The organism is Nocardioides sp. J9, from assembly GCF_007829375.1.
Taxonomy (GTDB): Bacteria; Actinomycetota; Actinomycetes; order Propionibacteriales; family Nocardioidaceae; genus Nocardioides.
Window position 1 is genome coordinate 5,098 of sequence record NZ_VLJQ01000089.1, and the last position, 22,307, is coordinate 27,404.

24 protein-coding genes are annotated in these 22,307 nt (G+C 72.5%); 9 read left to right on the forward strand and 15 right to left on the reverse strand.

The genetic code is table 11. The features are described from left to right. Positions 1-387 (forward strand): TSUP family transporter (locus L615_RS24335; RefSeq protein ID WP_261376720.1); only part of this gene is annotated, 387 nt, incomplete at its 5' end. Between the two features lie 9 nt (positions 388-396). Here the strand turns inward: L615_RS24335 and L615_RS23420 are convergent. Next, on the reverse strand, positions 397-762 hold the full coding sequence (locus tag L615_RS23420) for a hypothetical protein (RefSeq protein WP_186449888.1): 366 nt from the start codon (positions 760-762) through the stop codon (positions 397-399). A 44-nt stretch (positions 763-806) separates the two neighbouring features. Then, positions 807-1,772: an alpha/beta hydrolase gene (locus tag L615_RS15385; RefSeq protein ID WP_261376721.1), complete on the reverse strand. Its 966-nt coding sequence runs from the start codon at positions 1,770-1,772 to the stop codon at positions 807-809. 104 nt (positions 1,773-1,876) lie between these two features. Between L615_RS15385 and L615_RS15390 the strand changes: the two genes are divergently transcribed. The 4 genes from L615_RS15390 (at position 1,877) to L615_RS15405 (ending at position 5,669) form a co-directional block, all read left to right on the forward strand. Next, entirely contained in the window at positions 1,877-2,596 is a 720-nt protein-coding gene (locus tag L615_RS15390; protein WP_145725638.1) for a PP2C family protein-serine/threonine phosphatase, read from the forward strand. Positions 2,597-2,655: 59 nt separating this feature from the next. After that, positions 2,656-3,798, forward strand: coding sequence for an LLM class flavin-dependent oxidoreductase (locus tag L615_RS15395; protein ID WP_145725650.1), 1,143 nt, complete (start codon positions 2,656-2,658; stop codon positions 3,796-3,798). Then, a complete protein-coding gene (locus tag L615_RS15400; RefSeq protein WP_145725639.1) occupies positions 3,795-4,454 on the forward strand; it encodes a CE1759 family FMN reductase in 660 nt (219 codons plus the stop codon). The genes L615_RS15395 and L615_RS15400 overlap by 4 nt, the downstream gene beginning before the upstream one ends. Positions 4,455-4,517: 63 nt before the next feature. After that, positions 4,518-5,669 carry an acyl-CoA dehydrogenase family protein gene (locus L615_RS15405; RefSeq protein WP_145725640.1) on the forward strand — a complete coding sequence of 384 codons (1,152 nt, stop codon included), beginning with the start codon at positions 4,518-4,520 and terminating at the stop codon, positions 5,667-5,669. Between the two features lie 103 nt (positions 5,670-5,772). Here the strand turns inward: L615_RS15405 and L615_RS15410 are convergent, their stop codons facing one another. After that, complete coding sequence (locus L615_RS15410; protein ID WP_028654023.1) at positions 5,773-6,300, reverse strand: YbhB/YbcL family Raf kinase inhibitor-like protein; 528 nt, start codon at positions 6,298-6,300, stop codon at positions 5,773-5,775. Positions 6,301-6,370: 70 nt separating this feature from the next. On the opposite strand from L615_RS15410, the gene cobA reads away from it, so the two are divergent. Both cobA and L615_RS15420 read left to right on the forward strand, forming a co-directional pair. Then, positions 6,371-7,627, forward strand: a complete 1,257-nt coding sequence (gene cobA, locus L615_RS15415) for a uroporphyrinogen-III C-methyltransferase (RefSeq protein ID WP_186449889.1) — start codon at positions 6,371-6,373, stop codon at positions 7,625-7,627. Next, positions 7,620-8,423, forward strand: coding sequence for an RNA methyltransferase (locus tag L615_RS15420; RefSeq protein WP_145725642.1), 804 nt, complete (start codon positions 7,620-7,622; stop codon positions 8,421-8,423). The genes cobA and L615_RS15420 overlap by 8 nt, the downstream gene beginning before the upstream one ends. 127 nt (positions 8,424-8,550) lie before the next feature. Here the strand turns inward: L615_RS15420 and L615_RS15425 are convergent, their stop codons facing one another. Genes L615_RS15425 through L615_RS15445 form a run of 6 tightly spaced genes read right to left on the reverse strand, consistent with a single transcriptional unit; the run spans position 8,551 to position 14,000 of the window. Beyond that, complete coding sequence (locus tag L615_RS15425) at positions 8,551-10,200, reverse strand: bifunctional 3-(3-hydroxy-phenyl)propionate/3-hydroxycinnamic acid hydroxylase (protein ID WP_145725643.1); 1,650 nt, start codon at positions 10,198-10,200, stop codon at positions 8,551-8,553. Between the two features lies 1 nt (position 10,201). Then, positions 10,202-10,927, reverse strand: a complete 726-nt coding sequence (locus L615_RS15430) for an HpcH/HpaI aldolase/citrate lyase family protein (protein WP_051485365.1) — start codon at positions 10,925-10,927, stop codon at positions 10,202-10,204. Continuing rightward, positions 10,924-11,361 (reverse strand): nuclear transport factor 2 family protein, encoded by a 438-nt coding sequence (locus L615_RS23425; RefSeq protein WP_051485364.1) that lies wholly within the window; start codon positions 11,359-11,361, stop codon positions 10,924-10,926. The genes L615_RS15430 and L615_RS23425 overlap by 4 nt, the downstream gene beginning before the upstream one ends. Beyond that, positions 11,358-12,164 carry a 2-keto-4-pentenoate hydratase gene (locus tag L615_RS23430; protein WP_028654020.1) on the reverse strand — a complete coding sequence of 269 codons (807 nt, stop codon included), beginning with the start codon at positions 12,162-12,164 and terminating at the stop codon, positions 11,358-11,360. The genes L615_RS23425 and L615_RS23430 overlap by 4 nt, the downstream gene beginning before the upstream one ends. A gap of 1 nt (position 12,165) precedes the next feature. After that, positions 12,166-13,062 carry an alpha/beta fold hydrolase gene (locus tag L615_RS15440; protein ID WP_145725645.1) on the reverse strand — a complete coding sequence of 299 codons (897 nt, stop codon included), beginning with the start codon at positions 13,060-13,062 and terminating at the stop codon, positions 12,166-12,168. After that, positions 13,059-14,000 (reverse strand): 3-carboxyethylcatechol 2,3-dioxygenase, encoded by a 942-nt coding sequence (locus tag L615_RS15445; RefSeq protein WP_028654018.1) that lies wholly within the window; start codon positions 13,998-14,000, stop codon positions 13,059-13,061. Before L615_RS15445 ends, L615_RS15440 begins: the two co-directional genes overlap by 4 nt. A gap of 100 nt (positions 14,001-14,100) precedes the next feature. Here L615_RS15445 and L615_RS15450 point away from each other — a divergent pair, with 100 nt between their 5' ends. Then, on the forward strand, positions 14,101-14,784 hold the full coding sequence (locus tag L615_RS15450) for a TetR/AcrR family transcriptional regulator (RefSeq protein ID WP_028654017.1): 684 nt from the start codon (positions 14,101-14,103) through the stop codon (positions 14,782-14,784). Here the strand turns inward: L615_RS15450 and L615_RS15455 are convergent, their stop codons facing one another. The 6 genes from L615_RS15455 to L615_RS15475 all read right to left on the reverse strand — a co-directional run bounded on the left by L615_RS15455 (position 14,785) and on the right by L615_RS15475 (position 20,554). Continuing rightward, on the reverse strand, positions 14,785-15,513 hold the full coding sequence (locus L615_RS15455; RefSeq protein WP_028654016.1) for an SDR family oxidoreductase: 729 nt from the start codon (positions 15,511-15,513) through the stop codon (positions 14,785-14,787). Positions 15,514-15,628: 115 nt separating this feature from the next. Then, positions 15,629-17,026, reverse strand: coding sequence for an MFS transporter (locus tag L615_RS15460; RefSeq protein ID WP_145725646.1), 1,398 nt, complete (start codon positions 17,024-17,026; stop codon positions 15,629-15,631). 313 nt (positions 17,027-17,339) lie between these two features. Next, a complete protein-coding gene (locus L615_RS15465) occupies positions 17,340-18,032 on the reverse strand; it encodes an alpha/beta hydrolase (RefSeq protein ID WP_261376722.1) in 693 nt (230 codons plus the stop codon). Between the two features lie 64 nt (positions 18,033-18,096). Next, positions 18,097-18,333, reverse strand: a complete 237-nt coding sequence (locus L615_RS24340; protein ID WP_261376723.1) for a hypothetical protein — start codon at positions 18,331-18,333, stop codon at positions 18,097-18,099. A 27-nt stretch (positions 18,334-18,360) separates the two neighbouring features. Further along, a complete protein-coding gene (def, locus tag L615_RS15470) occupies positions 18,361-18,981 on the reverse strand; it encodes a peptide deformylase (protein ID WP_084254862.1) in 621 nt (206 codons plus the stop codon). Positions 18,982-19,045: 64 nt separating this feature from the next. After that, entirely contained in the window at positions 19,046-20,554 is a 1,509-nt protein-coding gene (locus L615_RS15475; protein ID WP_028654012.1) for a hypothetical protein, read from the reverse strand. A gap of 142 nt (positions 20,555-20,696) precedes the next feature. Here L615_RS15475 and L615_RS15480 point away from each other — a divergent pair, with 142 nt between their 5' ends. After that, entirely contained in the window at positions 20,697-22,292 is a 1,596-nt protein-coding gene (locus tag L615_RS15480) for a hypothetical protein (protein WP_145725647.1), read from the forward strand. Positions 22,293-22,307: the final 15 nt, after the last annotated feature.

The window sequence follows — 22,307 nt, forward strand, 5'->3', positions numbered from 1 at the left end:
CGTACGGTCGAGCCGGGGTGGGTGCTGGTCGCGGCCTTCCTGACCGGCGTCTACGGCGGCTACTTCGGCGCCGCCCAGGGCGTGATCCTCATGGGCGTGCTGGGCATCGGCATCAACGAGACGCTGCAGCGGCTCAACGGGATCAAGAACGTGCTGGTCGCCGTGGTCAACGGCGTGGCCGGCCTGATCTTCGTCGCCGCTGCCGAGCACGGGCTGCTCGGCAGCGACGCGGAGGTCGACTGGCTGGTGGTGGTCGTGATCGCCGCCGGCGCGGTGGTCGGCGGCTTCCTCGGTGCGGCCGTGGGTCGCCGGCTGCCGCCGCTCGTGCTGCGCAGCGTCATCGTGGTGGTCGGCCTGACGGCCGTCACCCTGATGCTGGCGACGTGAGGCCCCGGGTCACTTCCCGCGGCTGAGCGCCAGCGCGGCGACCCCGGTCGCAACGGCGCTCGCGGCGACGGCCGCGAGCCCGCTGCCCTGCAGCTTCGGGAGTCCGCCGCCGGCGACCTCGACGCCCGCGCTGGCGGCGTCGGCGGCGTCGACGGCCATGCCCACCAGCACCATGTTGCGGCGCAGGGTGCCGCGCGAGGCGAGGGTCACCGCGCCGAGCGCGATCTCGCGCGCGCCGAACATCCGGTTGATCGCACCCAGCTGCGGGTTCGCGGCAGCGTCGATGCCGAAGAGGCGGGCCGACGCGGACGGGGCGACGAGGGACGCGATGCCGAGGCCGATGCGGCCGAGGGAGAGACCGGTGACGGGATCCATGGCGGGGAGACTAGCGGCCCCGCGGGCGGTCCGTGCGAGGACCGTCACACCTCGCGCAGGACGTAGGCGTCGAGCCAGCGGTCGATCTCGTCGTAGGCGCGCTCGCGTGGCTCCGGCCGCGAGAGCACGACGTCGTGCACCGCGCCGGGGACGGCGACGTAGGTGACGTGCGGGCCGACCGCGGTCGCCCAGCGCCGGATCTGTCGAACGTCGAGCACGATGTCGGTGGAGTAGACGTCCTCGTCCATCTCCTGCGGGTTGCTGCTGCGGTCCGAGGACAGCACCAGCACGGGCGCCTGGACCGACAGCCCTGCCTGGAGCCGCGCGTGGCCCCGGCGGACCGCCCGCAGCCAGCCGAGGCGGACCGGGAAGGACTCGACCGGCTTCCAGCGCAGGTCGAACTCCCACTCGCCGCCGTGGTCGCGGTGCAGGCTGCGTGCGTAGTGGCCGCTCACCTCGCGGCGCAGCTCGCGCATCGGCTGGCGGCGCCCGACCTGCTCGAGCAGCAGGCCGACAGGCGCGGTGCGCAGCGCCGGCGGGCCCTGCAGGTCCAGCCAGGGGGAGTTGAGCAGGAGGCCGGCCAGCTCCGGCGGCTTGCGCGAGTCGGCCCACAGGGACACGACGAGGCCGCCCGTGGAGTGACCGGAGACGACGACCTTCGTGTGGCCGTCGCGGACGGTGATCCGCTCCCACGCCGCATCGAGCTCGGCGAAGTACTCCTCGAGGTCCGCGACGTAGGTCGCGGACTGGTGGGGACGCAGCGAGCGCCCGTACTTGCGCAGGTCCACCCCGTAGGCGTCGTGACCGCGCTCGAGCCACCAGGCGCCGAACTCGGCGTGGAAGAAGTAGTCGGAGAAGCCGTGGACGTGCAGCACCGCCCGCTCCGTGGGGGTCTCGCTGCGCCGGCTGACCAGCGTCGCGACCACCTCGCCCTCGAAGTCGTCGTCGAGGGGGATCGTCTCGACCGTCCAGGGCTCACCCAGGATGTCGATCTCCGGCGGCTCGCTCACGGCGACGATCCTACGAGCCGTCGGGGAACGAGCAGGCCCGGTCCGGCCAAGGGGGGTTGGTCGGACCGGGCCCGCAGGAAGGCTACCGTGCGTAGGCTGGCCCGATGCAGGACCACGCCGAATGGGCCCGACTGCGCGACCGCCTGCTCTCCCGCGGTCGGATGCCGGAGCTCCCGCCGGGGTGGTGCCACCAGTCCGCGATGCTGCCCGCCTCCGGCTTCGAGTACGGCGGCGACTTCATCGTCAGCGACCTGTCGGCCGACGGGCGGCGGCTCCAGCTGGTGCTCGTCGACGTCTGCGGCAGCGGCCAGTCCGCGGTCCCGGCCGCGGTGAAGTTCGCCGGCGCGCTGGAGAGCCTCGTCGTCGCCGTACCGGACGAGGCGCTGCTCGACGCGGCGAACGCCTACCTGCAGCGCCAGCCCGAGGACGAGAACCTCGCGACCGCGGTGCACGTCGTGCTCGACCTGGCGACGGGGGAGTACCGCATCCGCAGCGCCGGGCACCCGCCCGCCCTGCACTGGTCGGCCGCGCGCCGTGAGTGGCGCATCGACAACGCCCGCGGCACCACCCTCGGGGTCACCGACACCCCTGAGTTCGGCGAGACGCGGGGCAGGCTCGCGGCCGGCGAGGCGTTGCTCTTCTACACCGACGGGGTCGTCGAGTCCCGCTCGGTCACCATGGACGACGGCATCGCCTGGCTGCGCAGCGTCGCCCGGGAAGCGGTGCTCGACGACTGGGACGGCGCCGCGAAGCGCATCATCGACCAGGTCGACCTCGGTGACGACGACCGTGCCGTGCTGGTCGTGCGCCGCACCGGAATATAGTTGACATGTCACCGGTTGGGCCGGGTGACAGCACCAGCACCAGCCAGGAGCGGATCACCATGCAGATCGGCATCTTCACCGTCGGCGACGTCACCACGGACCCCACGACCGGCCGCACGCCGAGCGAGCACGAGCGGATCAAGGCCACCGTCGCCATCGCGCGGAAGGCCGAGGAGGTCGGCCTCGACGTGTTCGCGACCGGCGAGCACCACAACCCGCCGTTCATCGCGTCCAACCCGACGGCGACGCTCGCCTACATCGGCGCGCAGACCGAGCGGATCATCCTGTCGACGGCCACGACGCTGATCACCACGACCGACCCGGTGCTGATCGCCGAGGACTACGCCAAGGTCCAGCACCTGACCGACGGTCGGGTCGACCTGATGATGGGCCGCGGCAACACCGGGCCGGTCTACCCGTGGTTCGGCAAGGACATCCGCCAGGGCATCAACCTCGCGATCGAGAACTACGCGCTGCTGCGCCGGCTGTGGACCGAGGACGTCGTCGACTGGGAGGGGCGGTTCCGCACCCCGCTCCAGGGCTACACCTCGACGCCGCGGCCGCTCGACGGCGTCCCGCCGTTCGTCTGGCACGGCTCGATCCGCAGCCCCGAGATCGCCGAGCAGGCGGCGTACTACGGCGACGGGTTCTTCCACAACCACATCTTCTGGCCGGCGTCGCACACCGCGCAGATGGTGCGCCTCTACCGCGAGCGCTTCGAGCACTACGGCCACGGACGGGCCGACCAGGCGATCGTCGGCCTCGGTGGCCAGTTCTTCATGCGGCGCAACAGCCAGGACGCCGTCCGGGAGTTCCGGCCCTACTTCGACAACGCGCCGGTCTACGGCCACGGCCCGTCGCTGGAGGACTTCACCCGGCAGACGCCGTTGACGGTCGGCTCCCCGCAGGAGGTGCTCGAGCGCACCCTGTCGTTCCGGGAGTACGCCGGCGACTACCAGCGCCAGCTCTTCCTGGTCGACCACGCAGGGCTCCCGCTCAAGACCGTGCTGGAGCAGCTGGACCTGCTCGGCGAGATCCTGCCCGAGATGCGCAAGGGCTTCGCCGAGGGCCGCCCGGCCGACGTGCCGGACGCCCCGACCCACGCCTCGCTCGTCGCTGCGGCGGGCGGCGCCAGGGACACCTCCGTGCACGCGGAGGACACCATGACCGGCACCACGGACCGTGAGGAGGTCCAGGCATGAGCACCACCCGGGTCGTCGTCGTGTCCGCGGGACTCTCGGTCCCGTCGTCGACGCGCCTGCTCGCCGACCAGCTCGGCGCGGCCGTCGAGGGGGCGGTCGTGGCCCGCGGCCGCGAGGTCGAGGTCCGGCACGTCGAGCTCCGACCGCTGGCCCACGCCCTCGCCGACCGGCTGCTGACCGGCTTCGCGACCGGCGAGCTCGCCGACGCGCTCGAGCAGGTCCGGCGCGCCGACGCCCTCGTCGTGGTCACGCCGGTGTTCGCGGCGTCGTACTCCGGGCTGTTCAAGACGTTCTTCGACGTCGTCGAGCCCGGCGTGCTCGACGGGACGCCGGTGCTGGTCGCGGTCACCGCGGGCACCGCGCGGCACAGCCTGGTCCTCGACCACGCGCTGCGCCCGCTCTTCGCCCACCTGCGTGCGGTGGTCGTGCCGACCGGGGTCTTCGCCGCCAGCGAGGACTTCGGCTCCGGCGCCGACGGCAGCCTCGACAAGCGGGTGCAGCGCGCGGCCGGCGAGCTGGCCGCATTGCTCGGCGGCGCGGGCGGGACCGGCCGGGCCACGCCCGGGGAGGACGCGGGCCCGGTGGACGGGGGACTCGCCGTCACGACGCCCTTCGAGCAGCTGCTCCGGGAGGCGGGCGGCGACTCGGTGCGCTGACTCCCTGACGACCGTGACAGTGATGGTGTCATGATGGTCCCCACGTCGTTCGAGAGGAGCACCATGCGCCGCACCGTCTTCACCGAGGAGCACGAGGACTTCCGGAAGACCATCCGGAGCTTCCTGGAAGCCGAGGTCGTCCCGCACTACCAGGAGTGGTACGACGCCGGCATCGTCCCGCGCGAGCTCTACACCAAGCTCGGCGAGCTCGGCGTGTTCGGCATCGAGGTGCCCGAGGAGTACGGCGGCGCCGGGCTGCACACGTTCAAGTTCTCCGCGATCCTCACCGAGGAGGCCACCCGCCTGGGCGTCCACCTCGGCACGATCGGCGTGCACCTCGAGCTCTGCCTGCCGTACCTGCTCAAGTTCGCCTCCGGCGAGCAGATGAAGCGCTGGATGCCCGGCTTCACCTCCGGCGAGGAGATGTGGGCCATCGCGATGACCGAGCCGGGCACCGGCTCCGACCTCGCCGGCATGCGCACCACCGCGAAGCGCGACGGCGACTCCTACGTGCTCAACGGCGCCAAGACGTTCATCACCGGCGGTGTCCTCGCCGACCGCGTGATCGTCTGCGCCCGGACCTCGCCGCCGCTGGAGGAGAACCGCCGCTTCGGCATCTCCTTGTTCGCCGTCGACACGAAGTCGCCGGGCTGGCAGGTCGGCCGCAAGCTCGACAAGATCGGCCTGCGCGTCTCCGACACCGCCGAGCTGTCGTTCACCGACGTCCGGGTGCCGGCCTCCGACCTGCTGGGGGAGGAGAACGAGGGCTTCTCCTACCTGGGCCAGAACCTGCCGCAGGAGCGCCTCGGCATCGCCTACCACGCCTACGCGCAGGCCCAGGCCGCGATCCACTTCACCAAGGCCTACGTCCAGGACCGGAAGGTCTTCGGCACGACCGTGGCGTCCTTCCAGAACACCAAGTTCGAGCTGGCCGCGTGCCAGGCCGAGGTCGACGCGGCGCAGGCCGTGGTGGACCGCGCGCTGGAGGCGCACGACGCCGGCGAGCTGACCGCCGTCGACGCGGCGTCGGCGAAGCTGTTCTGCACCGAGGTCGCCGGTCGCGTCABCGACCGCTGCCTGCAGCTGCACGGCGGCTACGGCTACATGAACGAGTACCCGATCGCCCGCCTGTACGCCGACACCCGGGTCACCCGGATCTACGGCGGGACGTCGGAGGTCATGAAGACGATCATCGCCAAGAGCATGGGGCTCTGAGGCCCCGCCCAGCCTGCGGTTCGTCGGGGAGGTCGCTGCACGCGGCCTCCCCGACGCCGCTTCCCGCGGCCTTCTCGGGGACTTCTCGGGGCCTTCTCGGGGCTCAGTGCTGGTAGGTGCCGTGGATGATCGCCCGGCCCAGTGACTTGAACGCCAGGTTGAAGGACACCACTGCGGGCGAGGCGTCGGAGTCGACGCCGAGCGTCTCCTCCTTCACCGCGTGCACGACGAAGAAGTAGCGGTGCACCTGGTCGCCCTGCGGCGGGGCGGCGCCCATGAATGCCTTTGCGCCGCCGTCGTTGCGGCACATGAACGCGTTGCCCGGCAGCGTCGCCCCCTCGGCCCCGGCGCCGGCCTCCAGCGAGGTCACGTCGGCGGGCAGGTCGACCAGCACCCAGTGCCAGAAGCCGCTGGGGGTCGGGGCGTCCGGGTCGAAGCAGGTCACGACGAACGACTTCGTCCCCTCGGGGACGTCCGACCACGACAGCTGCGGCGAGGTGTTGCCGTGGGCCGCGACCTGGTCGTCCTTCAACGGCTGGCCGTCGGTGACGTCCGCGCTGGTCAGGGTGAACGACGGGACGGCGGGCAGGAGCGGGTACGGGTCCGGGGTGACCGGGCGATCGAGACTCATGTCACCGAAGTTAGTCCGCAGGCTGGTCCCGTGTCAGTGACGGCCCGCCGGATGCCGGGAGAATGTGCGGGTGACTGACTTCCCGCCGTACCCCTCCGGCCTGCGCCTCGCCGGGCGCCGCGTGCTGGTCGTCGGCGGCGGACACGTCGCGCAGCGCCGCGTCCCGCAGCTGATCGCGGTCGGCGCCGACGTGCACGTCGTGTCGCCGGTCGTGACCCCCGCCATCGAGGGCCTGGTCGGCTCCGGCGAGATCACCTGGCACCAGCGACCCTTCGAGGACGCCGACGTGGACGGCGCCTGGTACGTCATCGCCGTCACCGACGACCGCGCGGTCAACAACCGCATCTCCGAGCTGTGCGAGACGCAGCGGACCTTCTGCGTCCGCTCCGACGACGCCACCCTCGGCACCGCGTGGACCCCGGCGGTCGGGCGCGAGGCCGGCATCACCGTGGCCGTCGTGGGCAACCGCGACCCGCGCCGGTCCGCCTCGGTGCGCGACGAGATCGTCGCTGCCCTGCGCGCGGGGACCATCGCCGCGCCCCACCACCGCGCCACCGCGCCGGAGCGGTCCCCGGGCGTCACGCTGGTGGGTGGCGGCCCGGGCGACCCCGAGCTGATCTCGGTCGCCGGCCACAAGGCGCTGATGAACGCCGATGTCGTCGTCGCGGACCGGCTCSCCCCCCRMSAGSKRCWYGGCSMCCTGCCGGCGGACGTCGAGCTCGTCGACGTCGCCAAGCTGCCCCGGGGCCGCTCGGCCATGCAGGAGGAGATCAACCGGATCATCGTCGACCGGGCGCTCGCCGGGAAGCGGGTGGTCCGGTTCAAGGGTGGCGACAACTTCGTCTTCGGCCGCGGCTACGAGGAGGTCATCGCGTGCCGCGAGGCCGGTGTGCCGGTCCGGGTGATCCCCGGCCTGACCTCGCCGGTGTCCGTGCCGGGCATCGCCGGCATCCCGGTCACCCACCGCGGGGTGACCCACGAGTTCACGGTCGTGTCCGGCCACCTGCCGCCCGGCCACCCCGAGTCGCTCGTCGACTACCACGCGCTGGCCCGGATGCGCGGCACGGTCGTGGTGATGATGGGCGTCGAGAACGCACCGCACATCGCCTCGGCCCTGCTCGCCGGCGGGCGCCCCGGCACGACCCCGGTCGCGGTGGTCTGCGACGGCACGATGCCGACCCAGCGCACCGTGCTCGCCACGCTCGAGACGCTCGCCGAGCGGCTGGTGGCCGAGGCCGTGAAGCCCCCGGCGATCATCGTCATCGGCGACGTGGTCGCCGTCGCCCACCCCGGCTCCTTCCCGACGGCTGCGCCCGGGCATGGCTGACCTGGTCGAGATCACGTCGGCCGACGACCCGCGCCTGGCCGACTACCGCGACCTGCGTGACGTCGAGCTGCGCAAGAACCTCGAGGCCGAGCACGGGCTCTTCCTCGCCGAGGGGGAGAATGTCGTGCGCCGCGCCGTCGAGGCGGGGTACGACGCGCGCTCGTTCCTCATGGCCCCGCGCTGGCTGGACGGCCTGGCCGACGTCCTGGATCGCTCCGACGCGCCCTGCTACCTCATCTCCGAGGCGCTGGCCGAGGAGGTCACCGGCTTCCACGTGCACCGTGGCGCGCTGGCCTCGCTGCACCGCCGGCCGCTCCCCGAGGTCGACGAGGTGCTCGCCGGTGCCCGCTCGGTGCTCGTGCTGGAGGACATCGTCGACCACACGAATGTCGGGGCGATCCTGCGCAGCGGTGCGGCCCTGGGCTTCGACGCCGTGCTGCTGGCCCCGCGCTGCGCCGACCCGCTCTACCGTCGCGCGATCAAGGTGGCGATGGGGGCGGTGTTCAGCATGCCGTGGACCCGGCTGCCCGACTGGTACGACGCCCTGCCGGACCTCAGCGCCCGCGGGTTCACGACCGTGGCGCTCACGCTCGCACCCGACGCGCGGCCGATCCACGAGGCAGTCGCCGGGCTCGACAAGGTCGCCCTCGTCCTCGGCTCGGAGGGCCACGGCCTGTCCGCGCGCTGGGAGCAGAGCGCCGACCGGCGCGCGATCATCCCCATGGCAGCAGGCATCGACTCGCTCAACGTCGCCGCCGCGACGGCCGTCGCCTGCTACGTCACCGCCCGCCGCTGACCAGCGACAGCCAGGCCAGGTCCACCTCCCCGGCAGTTCCGCAGCCGGGGAGGTGGCGCTGAGGGGCGCAGCGCCCGGGGCGACGGGGACGTCCGGCCCGGGCGCTGCACCGCGGGTGGGGTCCTCCTCAGCGGCTCGCGACCGGCTCGGCCTGGTAGGCCACGGCGTCGAGCAGGCGCTCGGCGGTGTCGACGGCCTGGACCGCGAGGCTCTCCGCGGCGACGACCCGGTCGGGGCGGACGAACAGCACCGAGACCGGCTTGTCGTCGAACCACTTCTTCAGGCGGCCCTGGGCGTCGCCGATGGTCAGCACGCCCTCGGAGGCACGCTCGGCCGCCCACGGGCGCTGCACCTCGGGCACCGCCTGGACGAACACCGTACCGAGGCGCTCCAGGTCCGCGACGGCCTCCTTGGACAGCAGGCGCTTCGGGTCGTTGTTCCACGCGAGCACGGCCCAGCGCAGGCCGAGCACGTCGTCGAGGAGCCGGACCGCGCCGGTCTCGTCGCTCACGCGCGGCTGGATGAACAGGGTGCCGACGGACCGGTTCGGGCCGTGCGCCTTGAGCACCGACTTCGTGACGATCGGGTCGGCCGCGACGACCGCGCCGCGGGTGTACTTCGGCATCGGCTTGAACCGCATCGAGGCGATGTAGCGCTTGACGGCGGGGACCTTGTCGACCACGACACCGGCGGCGAGGCGGATGAGCTCCTTGCCGCGACCGTCGCCCGCGAAGGCCTTGCCCATGCCGACCGAGAGGTCGACCATGCCCTTGACGTGGTCACGGCGCTCGAGCTCGTAGGTGTCGAGGAGCTCGTCGGCCGCGGCGCCCTTCAGGACGGTCGCGAGCTTCCAGCCCAGGTTGACGGCGTCCCGGATGCAGGAGTTCCAGCCCTGACCGGCGTTGACCGGCATCACGTGGGCCGCGTCGCCGGCGAGGAACACCCGTCCCTTGCGCCAGGTGGACGCGATCCGCGCGTTGTGGGTGTAGACGCGTCGCCGGATGATGTTGAGCCGCTCCGGGTTCGGGATGTGCTCGTCGAGCAGGCGCCGCACGAACGTGTCCGACTCGGCGAGCTCGACCGACTCGTCGTCGTTCAGCATGAACTCCCAGCGGCGGATGCCGTGGGGGAGGCCGAAGGTCGCCCAGGCGCGGACCGGGTCGGCGCCGAAGATCGCGTTGGGCGTGCCCAGCGGGTCGTCCTCGACGTCGACGACCAGCACGCGCTTGCGCAGGGTGATGCCCTCGAACTCCGCGCCGATCCACTCCCGCGTGAAGGAGCGGCCGCCCTCGGTGCCGACGAGGTAGTCCGCGGTGACCTCGACGATCTCGCCGGTGTCGACGACGCGCAGCGTGGCGCGGACGCCCGACTCGTCCTGGGTGATCGCCACGAGCTCGTGGCCGAGGCGCACGCCGACGTGGTCGAAGCGCTCGAGCCCCTCGAGCAGCACGCGGTCGACCAGCGGCTGGATGAACCCGTTGCGGCGCGACCAGCCGAACTCGTCGGTCTGCGGCGCCATCTCGGCGATGATCGTGCCGCGGCCGTTGACGGCGCGCACCATGTGGTGCGGCACCGTGTGGGGGAGCACCTCGTCGACGAGCTCGATGGCCTGCATCGAGCGCAGTGCCTCGTCGTCGATGCCGATGGCGCGGGGGTAGTCGATCAGCTCGTGCAGCCGCTCGACGACCAGGGCACGCACGCCGTACTGGCCGAGGATGTTCGCGAGGGTCAGGCCGGTCGGACCCGCGCCGACCACGAGGACCTGGACGTCGTTCATGTCAGTTGAAGCCTTCCAAGAGGGACCTGGTCGCCTGGGCCATCAGGCCGAGGTCGGATCCGAGGCCGACGAAATCGATGAACCCCGCCTCGGCGAGGCCGCGGGCGTAGGAGCCGGAGACGGAGAAGATGCCGCGCGAGAGACCGTTCTCGCCGGCGGTGGCGAGGACGGCGTCGATCGCCTCGCGGACCGGGCCGTCCTCCCAGTCGAGGCGAGGCGCCTCGCCCATGGTGAGCGCGAGGTCGGCCGGGCCGACGTACACGCCGTCGAGCCCCTCGACCGCGAGGATCTCCTCACGGCGCTCGACGCCGAGCTGGGACTCGATCTGGACGATCGCCCACACCCGCCAGTTGGCGTCCCCGGTGGGGTCGGCGTCGTCGTACAGGCCGGGGCGCCGCGGCCCGAGGCTGCGAGCGCCCACGGGTGCGAACTTGGTGGCGGCCACGACGGCCGCCGCCTCCTCCGCGCTCTCGACGCAGGGCGCGATGATGCCGCCTGCGCCGGCGTCCAGCACGGTGCCGATGACCCCGGGCTCGAGGCTGGGCACCCGGACCAGCGTGCGCTCGACGCAGCCCGGCACCGAGCGCAGGATGGTCGAGGTGGAGCCGAGGTCGAGCTCGCCGTGCTGGAGGTCCAGCACGACGCCGTCGAACCCCGCGTGCAGCGCCGTCTCCACGACCTGCTGCGAGCGGGTGCCCACGTGCAGGTACGCCGGGACGCGGCTCACTTGGGCGCCCCGATCACCGGGCGCGGCGCGTCGGGGTTGGTGAACACCGGCACCACCTCGCGTGCGGCGAGGCGCAGCTCGCCGTCCACGACGGCGAAGGTGTCGTGGTACTCACCGACGCTGGCCGGGACGGCCGGGTTGGCGCCGGTGTCGCGGTAGGCGACGTAGTAGGAGGTCGCCCTGAGCACGCCGTCCTCGACGAAGACCCGCAGGTTGCTGAGCACGTGGCGCACCTGGCTGGTGTTCGACAGCCGGGCCCGGCCCCACGTGCGCAGCGCCTCGCGGCCGTTCATGGTGCCCATCGGTCCGGTCGAGGTGTAGTCCTCGGTCACCAGCTCGTGGAGGCGGTCGGCCTGCCCGTGGTCGTTGCGGAAGCCGTACTCGTGGACGAGCTGCTGGACGGCGAGCGCCTGCTCGGGGGTGGGGGTGCTCACCGGACACCTCCGAACCGGGCCTCGACGCGGCCCAGGCCGCTGATGTCGGCCGTGTAGAGCGGGCCGTCGTCGAAGTCCATGATCAGGCCGATCGAGCCGGGCAGCAGGATCTCGCCCGCCTGCAGCGGGAGGTCCTGCTCGATGGCGGTCTGCGCGAGCCAGGAGACCGCGTTGAGCGGGGAGCCCATCACGTTGGAGCCGATGCCGGAGGTGATCTCGACACCGTCCCGGCACAGGGACAGCTCGACCTCGGCGAGGTCCACGGCGCCGTACTCCTGCCGCTCGCCGATGATGATGCCGGCGCAGTAGGCGTTGTCGGCGATGGTGTCGACGATCGTGCCGCGGTAGTGCGGCATGTGGCCGTCGACCAGCTCGAAGGCCGGCGCGATCCACTCGATCGCCGCCTCCACCGACGCGAGGTCGGAGCTGGTGAGCTCCTTGCCGAGCGCGATGCAGACCTCGGCCTCGATCTTCGGCTGGATGTACCTCGACCGGTCCAGCACGACGCCCGACTCGAAGACCATGTCGGCGAAGATCGTGCCGTAGTCGGGCTCGTGGACCCCGACGGCCGCCTGCACGCGGGGGTTGGTCAGGCCGACCTTGCGGCCGACGCGGACCCGGCCCTGCTCGATCTTGCGCGCCACGATGCGGCGCTGGATCTCGTACGCCGCGTCGATGTCGTCGGGGTCGATGTGGTCGTGCACGAAGTCGGTCTTCGTGTTGGCGAGGGTCGCCTCCCAGAGGAGGTCGGTGACCTCGTCGAGGCTGCGGTCCTCGCGCAGCGAGGTGGGGGAGATGGTCATGTCAGGCCTCCAGGCTCTCGAGGAAGTCGAGGACCGCGGTGTTGAACACGTCGGGGCGCTCCCACTGCGGCCAGTGCGCGGCGCCCTCGGCCAGCACGAAGCGGCCGCGGGGCAGCAGCTCGGCGAGGTGCGCACCGACCTCAGGGCTCCCCGAGGGCTCGTTGTCGGTCCAGMCCAGCAGCGTCGGCAGCGGCTGGCGGGCGTAGTCGCTGTCGTCCACCGCGTTGCGCTCACGGACCTCCGGGGTCCGCAGCGCGGCGATCGCCTTCGCGGACGCCACGAAGCCCGGCTGGGCGTAGATCGCCTGCCGGACGGCGACGAGCTCGTCGCTGATCGCCGCCTCGTCGTGGATGACGACGCCCAGGCGGCGCTTGACGTTCTCCCAGGTCGGCTGGGCGACGGCGTCGGCGGACACGCTCTGCGTGCCGTTGAGCTTCGCGGGCGGGATCATCCGGCCGCCGGGGGCGGAGAGGATCACCGAGCCGAACACCTCGGGGTGCTCCGGCACGACCTTCAGCGCGATCCAGCCGCCGAGGGACTCCCCGCACAGGTGCGGCTTCTCGAGGCCGTAGTGGTCCACGAGGGCCAGCAGGTGGTCGGCGTAGTCCTTGATCTCGAGGCTGCCCTCGGCGAGCGTCGAGTAGCCGTGGCCGGGGTAGTCGTAGGCCAGCACCCGGTAGTGCTCGGAGAGCGCGCGGATGTTGTGCGTGAACGCCTCCAGGTGCCCCGTGGTCCCGGCGAGCATGAGGATCGTGCCGCGCCCGGCGTTCTCCTCGCCGACCCGCAGCACGCGGGTGCGGGTGCCCGCGATCTCGGGGAACTCCAGCACGTGCGCCCGGTCGGCGATCTGCGACCAGAGCGTCTCGTGCTGGGTGGCGAACGGTCGGTCGAGGGTCATCGACTGGTCCTCGCCGTCACGATGCCGAAGCCGCAGCCCCACGGCTTGGAGGCCCAGTAGTTCTCCTCGACGGTCTCGTACTCGCCGGCGGCGGACAGCGCGGCGTAGGCGGCGAGCCAGGTGCGCATCTCCTGCGCGCCCGAGCCACCCTGCGCGACCATCCAGTCGTTGCGCCACGCGTCGGCCTGGCTCAGGTCCCCGGAGGCCAGCACGCCGAGGATCTCGCGGTCCCAGGCGGAGTTGACGTCCTTGTACTTGTCCGAGCCGGAAGCCTTCTCGTTGGCGGCCTTGAGGATCATCTCCTCGCGCGCCTGGCGCTGCTCCAGGGTGACCTTGTTGCTCGTCAGGCGCTCGCGGACCTCCTCGGGCGCGCTGTCGAAGTCCGGGATCGGCGGGTCGTGCGACAGCCCGCCGGAGGCGGTGAAGAGCACGCGCTTGTCCAGCTTGAGCGCGGCCTTGCCGATCGCCTCGCCGAGCAGGCGGATGCGCTGCATCGGGCCCAGCGGCTTGCCGACGCAGTTGACGAAGACCGGGATGAACTCGCGGCTGAACCGCTCGCCGAAGATGAACTCCAGCGACTGGAGCAGCCCGTGGTCGGCGTACAGGCGCTCGGAGCGCGCGACGTCCACGGTGCCCTGCTCGAGCACGTCGTAGTGGAGGCGGCGGGCGAGGTCGGCGTCGACGGGCAGCGGGCCCTCGTAGGTGCCCCAGTCGCCGATGCCGAAGGCCTGGGCGCCGATGCAGAAGGGCGGCATCATCTCGTAGAGCACGCCGTTGAAGTGGTCCGGCCCGAAGGAGACCACGACCTCGGGGTCGAAGTCCTCGACGAACGCCCTGGTCCGGGCAACCGCCTCGAGGATCTCCTCGTAGATGGTGCCGCCGGGGTCGACGCGGCCGAGCACAGGCGCGTGGCTGAGGGCTGCTACGGCAAAGGTCATGTCTGTTCCGTCCTCACTAGTATCGCGATTCTAGAATGAGAATACTAGTGGCGTGGCCCACGTGCAACGGACGCCCACGGCGAGCCGTAGGCTGCACCCCATGGCTCGACGAACGCCCAGCTCCTCGGCACGGAGCAAGTCCGGGAATTCCAAGGCGCAGATCCTCCAGGCGGCCCTGCGGCTGGCGGTCGAGCGCGGCTACGACGGCACCACGATGGCCGACGTCAGCGCGGAGTCCGGCCTGCCGATCGGCTCGGTCTACTGGCACTACGCGAACAAGGAACAGCTCTTCGTCGCCCTTCTCGAGCACAGCTACGAGAAGTGGATGGAGGTCTACGCCGGTCCGGTCGGCCTGCGCGACAAGGTGGAGCGCGGCATCATCGGCCCGGTCGGCGAGGAGCGAGAGTACACGCTGGAGGAGTCCTTCCTGCGCGTCGCGCAGATGATGGCCCTCGACAAGCGACTGGGCGGCCTCGGCGAGGGCAGCGAGGTGCGCAAGCGCTACGTGGAGATCCGTGCGCGGATGTTCGACGTCAACGTCGAACGGGTGGCGGAGTCCCTCCCGCCCGAGGTGCTCGAGGCGTTCCCGGACCTCGCGACCCGGCTCGCCGTCCTCTCGCTCGCCATCAACGACGGCTTCTACGTGCACGCCAACACCGACGTGCACGTGGACCTCGACTTCAAGATGTACGCCGACCTCGCCGCGCAGGCCCTCGAGGGCCTGGTCGAGCGGTACGCCCAGGCCGCGCGGGAGCAGCGCGGCGAGCCGGCGGCCCGCGCCTGATCAGACGCTGCGGGTCGTGCCCCCGTCGACACGCAGGCTCTGGCCGGTGATGTAGGACGCGGCGGGGGAGGCCAGGAAGGCGACGGCCCGGGCCACCTCCTCGCAGGCAGCCGCGCGCTGCATCGGGATGGCGGCGGTCCACTCCGACGGCACGGCTGCCGGGTCGTCGACGGTGTAGCCGGGCAGCACGTTGTTGACCCGGACCCCGTCCGCGGCGACCTCGGTCGAGAAGAGCTTCACCCAGGTGCCGAGGGCGGCCCGGGCGACCATGGAGGTCGGGAAGCGGGGCGACGGCTCGGTCGGCACCGCGCTGGAGATGTTCACGATCGAGCCCCCGCCCTGGGCGCGCATGATCGGCAGCGCGGCGTGGCAGGCCCGCACGACGTGGTGGAAGTAGATGTCGAACCCCGCGGCGAAGTCGGCGCCGGTCAGCTCGGTCATCGCACCCTTCGGGCCGTGGCCCGCGCTGTTGACCACGACGTCGAGGCGGCCCCACTGCTCGTGGACCTGCGTGACCGCGGCCTCGACCACCCCGTCCGCGGTGTAGTCGCCCCTGATGGCGATGCCGTCCACCTCGGCCGCGAGGGCGTCCGCCGCCTCGCTGCGCGCCAGCACGGCGACCCGGTGGCCGGTCCGGGCGAGCTCGCGGGCCGACGCGGCGCCGATTCCGCTGCTGCCCGCTACGACGAGCGCGGTCCGCTGGGCGCTCTTCTGGTCAGTCGTCTCCATGGTTCTTCCTCACTCCTCGTCTCTCGTCCAGCACAGGCCGGGCCCCGCCCGACCAACACAGCACGGGTGCGGCCGTCCCGGAGGACGTCCGCACCCGTGCCAGGGGTTCTTGCGGTCAGACCAGCGCCGTGGGCTTCTCGGGCTCCTCGGCGCGCCGTGCCCCGCCCGCCATGGTGGCCCCGGCCTCCTCGTCGGCCAGGTCCTGCCCGTCGCGCAGGCCGCGCATCGCGACCAGCATGACGGCCGAGAGCACCATCGGGATGGCGAAGAGCCAGTAGACCAGGCGCTCGTCGACGTTGCGCTGGAAGAAGAAGCCGCCCAGCGACGGTCCGACGACACCGCCGATGCGGCCGACGCCGATGACGATGCCGTAGCCGGTCGAGCGGATCTTCTCGGGGTAGAGCCGGGGCACCACGGCGTAGAACCCGGCGGTGCCCGCTGAGAGGAACACCGAGGCGACCGACAGGGTCAGCACCGGCAGGGTCTGGGCGGTGGCAGCCATGCCGTACAGGCCCATGCCCAGCGCGGAGACCAGCAGGACGCCGGCCGTGATCAGGTACAGGTTCGCGGCTCGCGCCGTCACGACGGCGAACACGGCGACGCCGATCAGCCCGCCGACGCTGTACATCGTCATCAGGTGCGGCGCGATCGAGTGGTCGCCGGTGACGTCGGCCAGGTACTTCGCCGACCAGTGGGTCGTGAAGTAGAACGCGGCCATGAACAGGAAGTAGGACACGATCGCCATCAGCGTGCGCACGAGCATGCTGCCGCGGAACACCTCCGAGACCGGGACCTTGGGCTTGGCCAGGCTGCTGGTGTCGGGCAGGGCGTCGACGGCCGGCATCCTCATCGAGGTGAGCAGCTTGTTGAAGCGCTTCAGTGCGCCCGGCTTGCGGCTGCCCGCGACGAAGGAGAGGGACTCGGGGATCGCCCACAGCGTCAGCGGGATGCAGGCGCCGGTGGCGAAGAGGCCGATGAGGAAGCCGGCGCGCCAGCCGTGCTCGGCGATGACCGGGCCGGCGAGCTGCGAGCCGAACAGGGTGCCCAGGGGCACGCCGGCGGCGTACAGGCCCATCACCAGTGCGTAGAACTTGCGGTTGACGTACTCGGAGAAGATCACCGCGATCGCCGCGAGCAGTGTGCCGACGCCGGCGCCGGTGATCACGCGACCCACGATGAGGACCTCGAAGACGTCCGCGGAGGCGCCCCCCGCCATGCCGGCGGTCGCCAGCACCGAGCCGAGGATGGCGCTGAAGCGGCGCCCGTACTTGTCGCCGAGCGGCGCGATCAGGCCGGCGCCGATGCACATGCCCACCAGGGCTCCGGAGCCGACGTAGCCCAGCTCCTGCGGGGTGAGCCGGAGGCCCTGCGCGATGTACGGCGAGGCGAACGACGCCAGCGCGATGTCGTAGCCGTCCAGCACGATCAGCAGGAGGCCGACGATCACCGCGCGCCACTGCATGCCGGACATCCGTCCGGTCTTCACCGCCTCGAAGACGTTCGTCGTAGACATGGGGGAATGCCTTGTCAGTCAGGAGACCAGCCGGGACGGCTGGCTCGGTGGTGCTCTAGAGCAGCGCTTCTAGAATGGGGATTCGGGATGAATGTAAGGCCGGCCACACCGGACGTCAACGACCGCCACCCTCCGTCTCGCCCCACGGGACGGTGGGCAGCGTGCAGCGGCTGCGGGCAGGCGCCGTTGCCCCCGCTGAGAGTTTCTCCCGGCGCCGCGGGGCGTCGGTGCGCGCCGTGCGCCCGTGAGACCGGCCCGCAGGCCTTCCTGCGACGGGGTGGGTGGGTCCCGGCCGGCCCTCGCCGGTCCGGTCTCAGTGCCGGTTCAGGATCTCGCCGAAGCGCTCGACCGTCTCGTCGATCGCCCGCTGGCAGGCCGCCGACCACGGGCCCATGTCGAAGAAGCCGTGGATCAGGCCGGGGTAGGTCGTGTGGTGCACCTCGACCCCGGCAGCTGCCAGGGCGTCCGCGTAGGCCACGCCCTCGTCGCGGAGCGGGTCGAGCTCCGCGGTGACCACGACCGCCGGGGGCTGGCCGGCGAGCTCGCCGTGCAGCGGGGAGATCCTCGGCGAGGCGAGGTCGGTGGCCTCGTCGGCGTAGTGCGAGATGAAGTAGAGCAGGGTCGGCTGGTCGAGGAAGTAGCCGGTCGCGTTCTCCTCGCGCGAGGCGTACTCACCGAGCACGTCGGTCGCCGGGTAGACGAGCAGCTGCGCCGCGATCCCGGGCACGTGCTGGGCCGCCACGGCGGACAGGTTCCCGCCGGCGGAGTCGCCCGCGACGCCCAGGACGTCGCTGCCGCCGTACTCGCCGAGCCGGGCCTGCACGTCGCGCACCGCCGCGATGGCGTCGTCGGCCGCGGCAGGGAACTTCGCCTCCGGCGCCAGCCGGTAGTCCACGGAGACGACCACGGACCGCGTGCCGTGGCAGATCGCGCGGGCCATCGCGTCGTGCGTGTCGAGGTCACCGATCACGAAGCCGCCGCCGTGCAGCAGCACGACCGTCGGCACCGGGCCGTCAGCGGCCGGTCGGCGCCGGCGACGCTGGCCTCCTCGACCGAGGCGACGNCACCGATCACGAAGCCGCCGCCGTGCAGCAGCACGGTCGGTAGACGCGGGCAGCCAGCGGGCCGTCCGCGCCGGCGACGCTGGCCTCCTCGACCGAGGCGACGTCGGCCAGGCTCTCCGGCGGCCGCAGGTCGACGGCGAGCTTGCGGAACGACGCGCGGGCGTCGACCGGGCTCAGCACGTGCAGCGGGGTGCCCGCCTCGATCATCTGCAGGAGCGGGGCGAGCTGCGCGTCGACGGGCATGTCCGGCAACGTAGCGCAGCGAGGGGCTCAGGTGGGCCACTCCGGCGGGTACTCGTCCGCCGCCGCGTCGTGCTGCTTGCGCAGCTTCTTCATCGCGCGCGCCGCGAGCCGGTCGCCGAAGACGGTGCCGAGCGTGTGGTCGGTCTCGTGCTGCAGGCACTTGGCGAGCAGTCCGTCCCCCTCGAAGCGCACCGGCTGGCCGTCGAGCCCGACACCCTCCACGACGGCGTGGTCGGGCCGCGCGCAGTCGACGAACGCGCCCGGGAACGACAGGCACCCCTCGGGGCTGTCGTCGAGCTGGCGGTCCTTGCCCTCGGGCAGGTGCACCACGGGGTTGCAGACCACGCCGACCCAGCGCTCGCCGGCGGCGTCGGGGCAGTCGAAGACGAACATCGCCACGTCCTCGCCGATCTGGCAGGCGGCCAGGCCGACGCCCTCGGCGGCGTACATCGTCGCCACCATGTCCGCGGCCAGCGCCCGCAGGTCGTCGTCGAACGAGGTGACCTTCTGCTGGGGCCGGTGCATGACCGGCGTCCCCCAGCGCGTCATCGGGCGGACGTTGCCGCCGCGGGGGAGCGGACCGTACGGCGCGTGCACGACCTCGTCGGGCTCGCCGGTGTCCGTCACGTCGTTCCTTCCCCACGCCATGCATCGATCCTAGGAGGCGCCCGACCGCTGCCGGCCGGAGGGGGTCAGGGGCTCGCAAGCGCGGTCAGGGACGGGCGAACGGGACCGCAGCGCGCTCGCCCACCTGCTCCGGCACCACCCTGACGACCGGGTCGGACAGGGCGGCCGGGCCGGCGGTGTCGGCCACGGTCGCACCGACCACCGGGCGCTTGATGGGCACCACGCTGTGCGTCGGCGGGATGGGCGTGGTGTCCACGACCGGCGTCACCGGCGCCGGTGCCGGCGACGGCTTCGGGGGCGGCGGCGTCACGCGCACCGTCCGCGGGCGCGACACGTTGCCCACGTTGCCCTTCGCGGAGGCGACCTTGACCCGCACGACCCACTTCCCGACGCTGCGGGCGCGCACGCCGACGACGTAGCCACCGGACCGCCCGGTCGTGGCGCGGCCGACCGCCCGCCAGGTGCCGTTCACCCGTCGCTGGAGGGTGACCCCCACACCGCGGTCGCGCGGCAGGACGTGGCCGCTGACCACGATCCGCTGGCCCCTCCTGATCCTGGTGTCGGCCACCCGGGACCGGACCCGTCGCTGGACGGTGACGAGGAGGATCTTCGACGAGCTGTTCTCGAACGTGGGACTGGTGGGCACGGTGCGCACCTGGTACCTCGTCTGCCGCGACGGCTTGATCCGGAAGTGCGCGTAGGTGGTCGCGGTGTAGCTCGCCGTCCCGATCCGGCGGAAGGACGCCTTGTTCCAGCCCCGCGCGTGGAGGCGTGCCGTGCCGGCGATGTAGGCGTTGCCCACGACCCCGTCGGGCACGCCTGCACTGTCACCGAGCAGGTGGTGGTCCTGGCCGTGGACCAGCCGCAACCTGATGATGTCGCGCTCGAGCCGCTCGCTGTGGTGGGTCGGGGTCGCGGAGATGTAGGACCGCGACCGGGCGCCCTCGAAGTCCCACGACGACGTGCCGGCGGCCGACGACAGCCGCAAGTCGTCGATGTAGTAGTCCCGTCCGTCGCACCCGAACGCCACGCCGGCTTGGGCAGTCCCGACTGTGCCCTGGGTGAAGCCTGCGACGGTGTTGTAGCCGAGGAACTCGCCGTCCGACTCGCGAACCCATCCGAGCTGGACGGTCGCGAGGTTCTTGCTGGTCACCCAAGCGCCGCCGGGACCGGGGGCGGTGAGGCCGTGGTAACCGACGAATGCCTCGCCGCCCGACAGCGTGTAGCGCACGACGAAATAGCCGTCGGCCACCGTGTCGTTGTCCCCCGGGTCAGGGAAGTAGAGCCTGACGGTCGCGGTGTGGAGGGTCGATGGCGACGACACCCGACCCAAGGCGCCCGCCATGGTGTCCGCAGCCTCAAACCTGAAACCGGTCGCATGAGTCCCCCGCGCACCGCCGCGCCGGTAGAGCGCATACACCTCCGAGGCGCTCGGCGTCTCGCAACCCAGCTCGATGTATGTCAGCGATGAGGGGTAGTCGAAGCCGTTCACGACGGTGGTGCTGTTGGCGGCCCGCGCCGGCGGGGCGCCCGTGATCACGAGGAACGTCGCGACGAGCGGGACGACGGCACTGAGGACGAGCAGGCGCTTCATGGGGTCTCCGTGGGACGAACGAGACTGCGGCGCCCGAGATCCCTCCAGCGTAGGTTCGCCCGCCTGTCACGTCACCACGCAGAATGCCCGAATTTACGGTAATTCCGCGGACTTGACGGCCTGCCTCTGTCAGCCTGAACGAGTGGCTCTCCACCGCGAGCTCGCCGACCTGGTCGACAGGGCGGGCCGCGACGTCCTGATGGACGCCGTGGAGTTCCGCGCTGCGGTCGACGACTTCCTCGACGAGGGCGCGGCGACCGAGGGCGAGGTCAACCTGCTGGCCGACGCGATCCGGCTCGGCACCCTGCACCGGGCCCTGGCCCAGCTCCGCGAGGGAGCCGACGCTCCCCGGGTCATCGAGCAGCACGGCGCCCGGCTGGCCGAGCAGCGAGGGACCCGGGAGGCGGACGGGGCCCGCTGGGCCCTCGGGGTCCTGCTGTTCGCGCTCGGCGAGGTGGACGATCCGACGCCGGGCGCCCCCGCGCCACCACCGGGTCCGGCGCCACCAGCCGCGCCACCAGCCGCGCCACCAGCCGCGCCACCAGCCGCGCCACCAGCCGCGCCGCCAGCCGCGCCGCCACCCGCACCGACGCGCGCTCCGCCGGCTGGGCCGCCGTCGCCCCGGACCGAGCACCACGGCACGGTCTCGGCAGGTCATGGACCGCCGTCCGGGCCGGCGCCGGTCGCGCGGCCCCACCCCGATCCTCCACGCCGCGCCCGGGGTCGCCTCGTCGCCATGGCCGCCGCCCTCGTCCTCCTCGTGGGCGGGGTGGCCGCGGGCTGGTGGTGGCAGCGCGACGACGAGCCCTCCTCCGAGCGCCCGACGCCCCGCGCCGAGGGTCCGGGCGCCGAGGCCGAGCTGTCGGCTGCGGAAGTCCTGGAGCCGGGGACGGTGCTGGCCACGGACCTGGTCCGCCCGCCCCGCCTCGAGCAGCCGGTCGCCCTGCCCGGCCGCCTCGGCGGGGTCGCGGTGCCGGCCCTCGGCGTGGTGCCCGCCGTGGGCACGGGCGAGGAGCGGTCGATCGCGCCCGACGGCCACCGGCTGGTGGCGTTCACGCTGGCTGACGGGCCGTGCCAGGCGCGGGGTTGCCGGGGCTGGGCCCGCCTGGGCCTGCGCCTCGTCGTTGGCGGGGGCGCGGCGCGGGCACTGCCGGCCGGTGGCCCGACCTTCGTGGCCGTCGCACCCGACGACGCGCCGGTCCAGCTCGTGTTCGCGGCGGACGGCGTTCGCCAGGCGGTGTCGCTGCCCGGCGGCAAGGTGGACAACCAGGTCGCGGTCCTCGTCCGCCCCCGTCTCGCCGTCGACATCGGCCTCACCGACGACCTCGCAGTCACGGCCGACCAGCCGCTGGCCGCCCAGGACCGGAGCCGTCGACTCACTGTCGGCGAGGCCCGGCTGTTCTTCTTCGCCGGCCGGAAGGGACCCCAGCGCACCGACCGCGCCTACCTCGCCGTCGACGTGAGCTACACCCGCAGCGGCGACCCGACGCCGTCGTACTTCGACGCGGGGCACCTCAGCCTGCGCGGTCCGGACGGCAAGCGGTTCCCGCGCCGGGACGTGAAGGCGCCCACGCTGCCCCGGGCGGCCGTGTTCCTCGTGCCCGCCGACTTCAGCCGCGGCACCCTCGTCGTCGGTGGCACCACGCGCGTCGCGACGCTGATCAACGGCGTGACGCCCTCGTCGGTCCTGCTGACCGTCGAGGAGCGGACGGTCCCGGTCCGCATCCCCGCCCGCTGACGCCCCGACGCCCGC

Bases quoted from the DNA above. Each gene is read 5' to 3' on its own strand.
- L615_RS23420 (WP_186449888.1), bottom strand. From the start codon at position 762: ATGGATCCCGTCACCGGTCTCTCCCTCGGCCGCATCGGCCTCGGCATC.
- L615_RS15445 (WP_028654018.1), bottom strand. From the start codon at position 14,000: ATGACCTTTGCCGTAGCAGCCCTCAGCCACGCGCCTGTGCTCGGCCGC.
- L615_RS23430 (WP_028654020.1), bottom strand. From the start codon at position 12,164: ATGACCATCTCCCCCACCTCGCTGCGCGAGGACCGCAGCCTCGACGAG.
- L615_RS15455 (WP_028654016.1), bottom strand. From the start codon at position 15,513: ATGGAGACGACTGACCAGAAGAGCGCCCAGCGGACCGCGCTCGTCGTA.
- L615_RS15390 (WP_145725638.1), top strand. From the start codon at position 1,877: ATGCAGGACCACGCCGAATGGGCCCGACTGCGCGACCGCCTGCTCTCC.
- L615_RS15475 (WP_028654012.1), bottom strand. From the start codon at position 20,554: ATGAAGCGCCTGCTCGTCCTCAGTGCCGTCGTCCCGCTCGTCGCGACG.
- def (WP_084254862.1), bottom strand. From the start codon at position 18,981: ATGGCGTGGGGAAGGAACGACGTGACGGACACCGGCGAGCCCGACGAG.
- L615_RS15425 (WP_145725643.1), bottom strand. From the start codon at position 10,200: ATGAACGACGTCCAGGTCCTCGTGGTCGGCGCGGGTCCGACCGGCCTG.
- L615_RS15450 (WP_028654017.1), top strand. From the start codon at position 14,101: ATGGCTCGACGAACGCCCAGCTCCTCGGCACGGAGCAAGTCCGGGAAT.
- L615_RS24340 (WP_261376723.1), bottom strand. From the start codon at position 18,333: ATGCCCGTCGACGCGCAGCTCGCCCCGCTCCTGCAGATGATCGAGGCG.
- L615_RS15420 (WP_145725642.1), top strand. From the start codon at position 7,620: ATGGCTGACCTGGTCGAGATCACGTCGGCCGACGACCCGCGCCTGGCC.
- L615_RS15395 (WP_145725650.1), top strand. From the start codon at position 2,656: ATGCAGATCGGCATCTTCACCGTCGGCGACGTCACCACGGACCCCACG.
- L615_RS15400 (WP_145725639.1), top strand. From the start codon at position 3,795: ATGAGCACCACCCGGGTCGTCGTCGTGTCCGCGGGACTCTCGGTCCCG.
- L615_RS15460 (WP_145725646.1), bottom strand. From the start codon at position 17,026: ATGTCTACGACGAACGTCTTCGAGGCGGTGAAGACCGGACGGATGTCC.
- L615_RS15410 (WP_028654023.1), bottom strand. From the start codon at position 6,300: ATGAGTCTCGATCGCCCGGTCACCCCGGACCCGTACCCGCTCCTGCCC.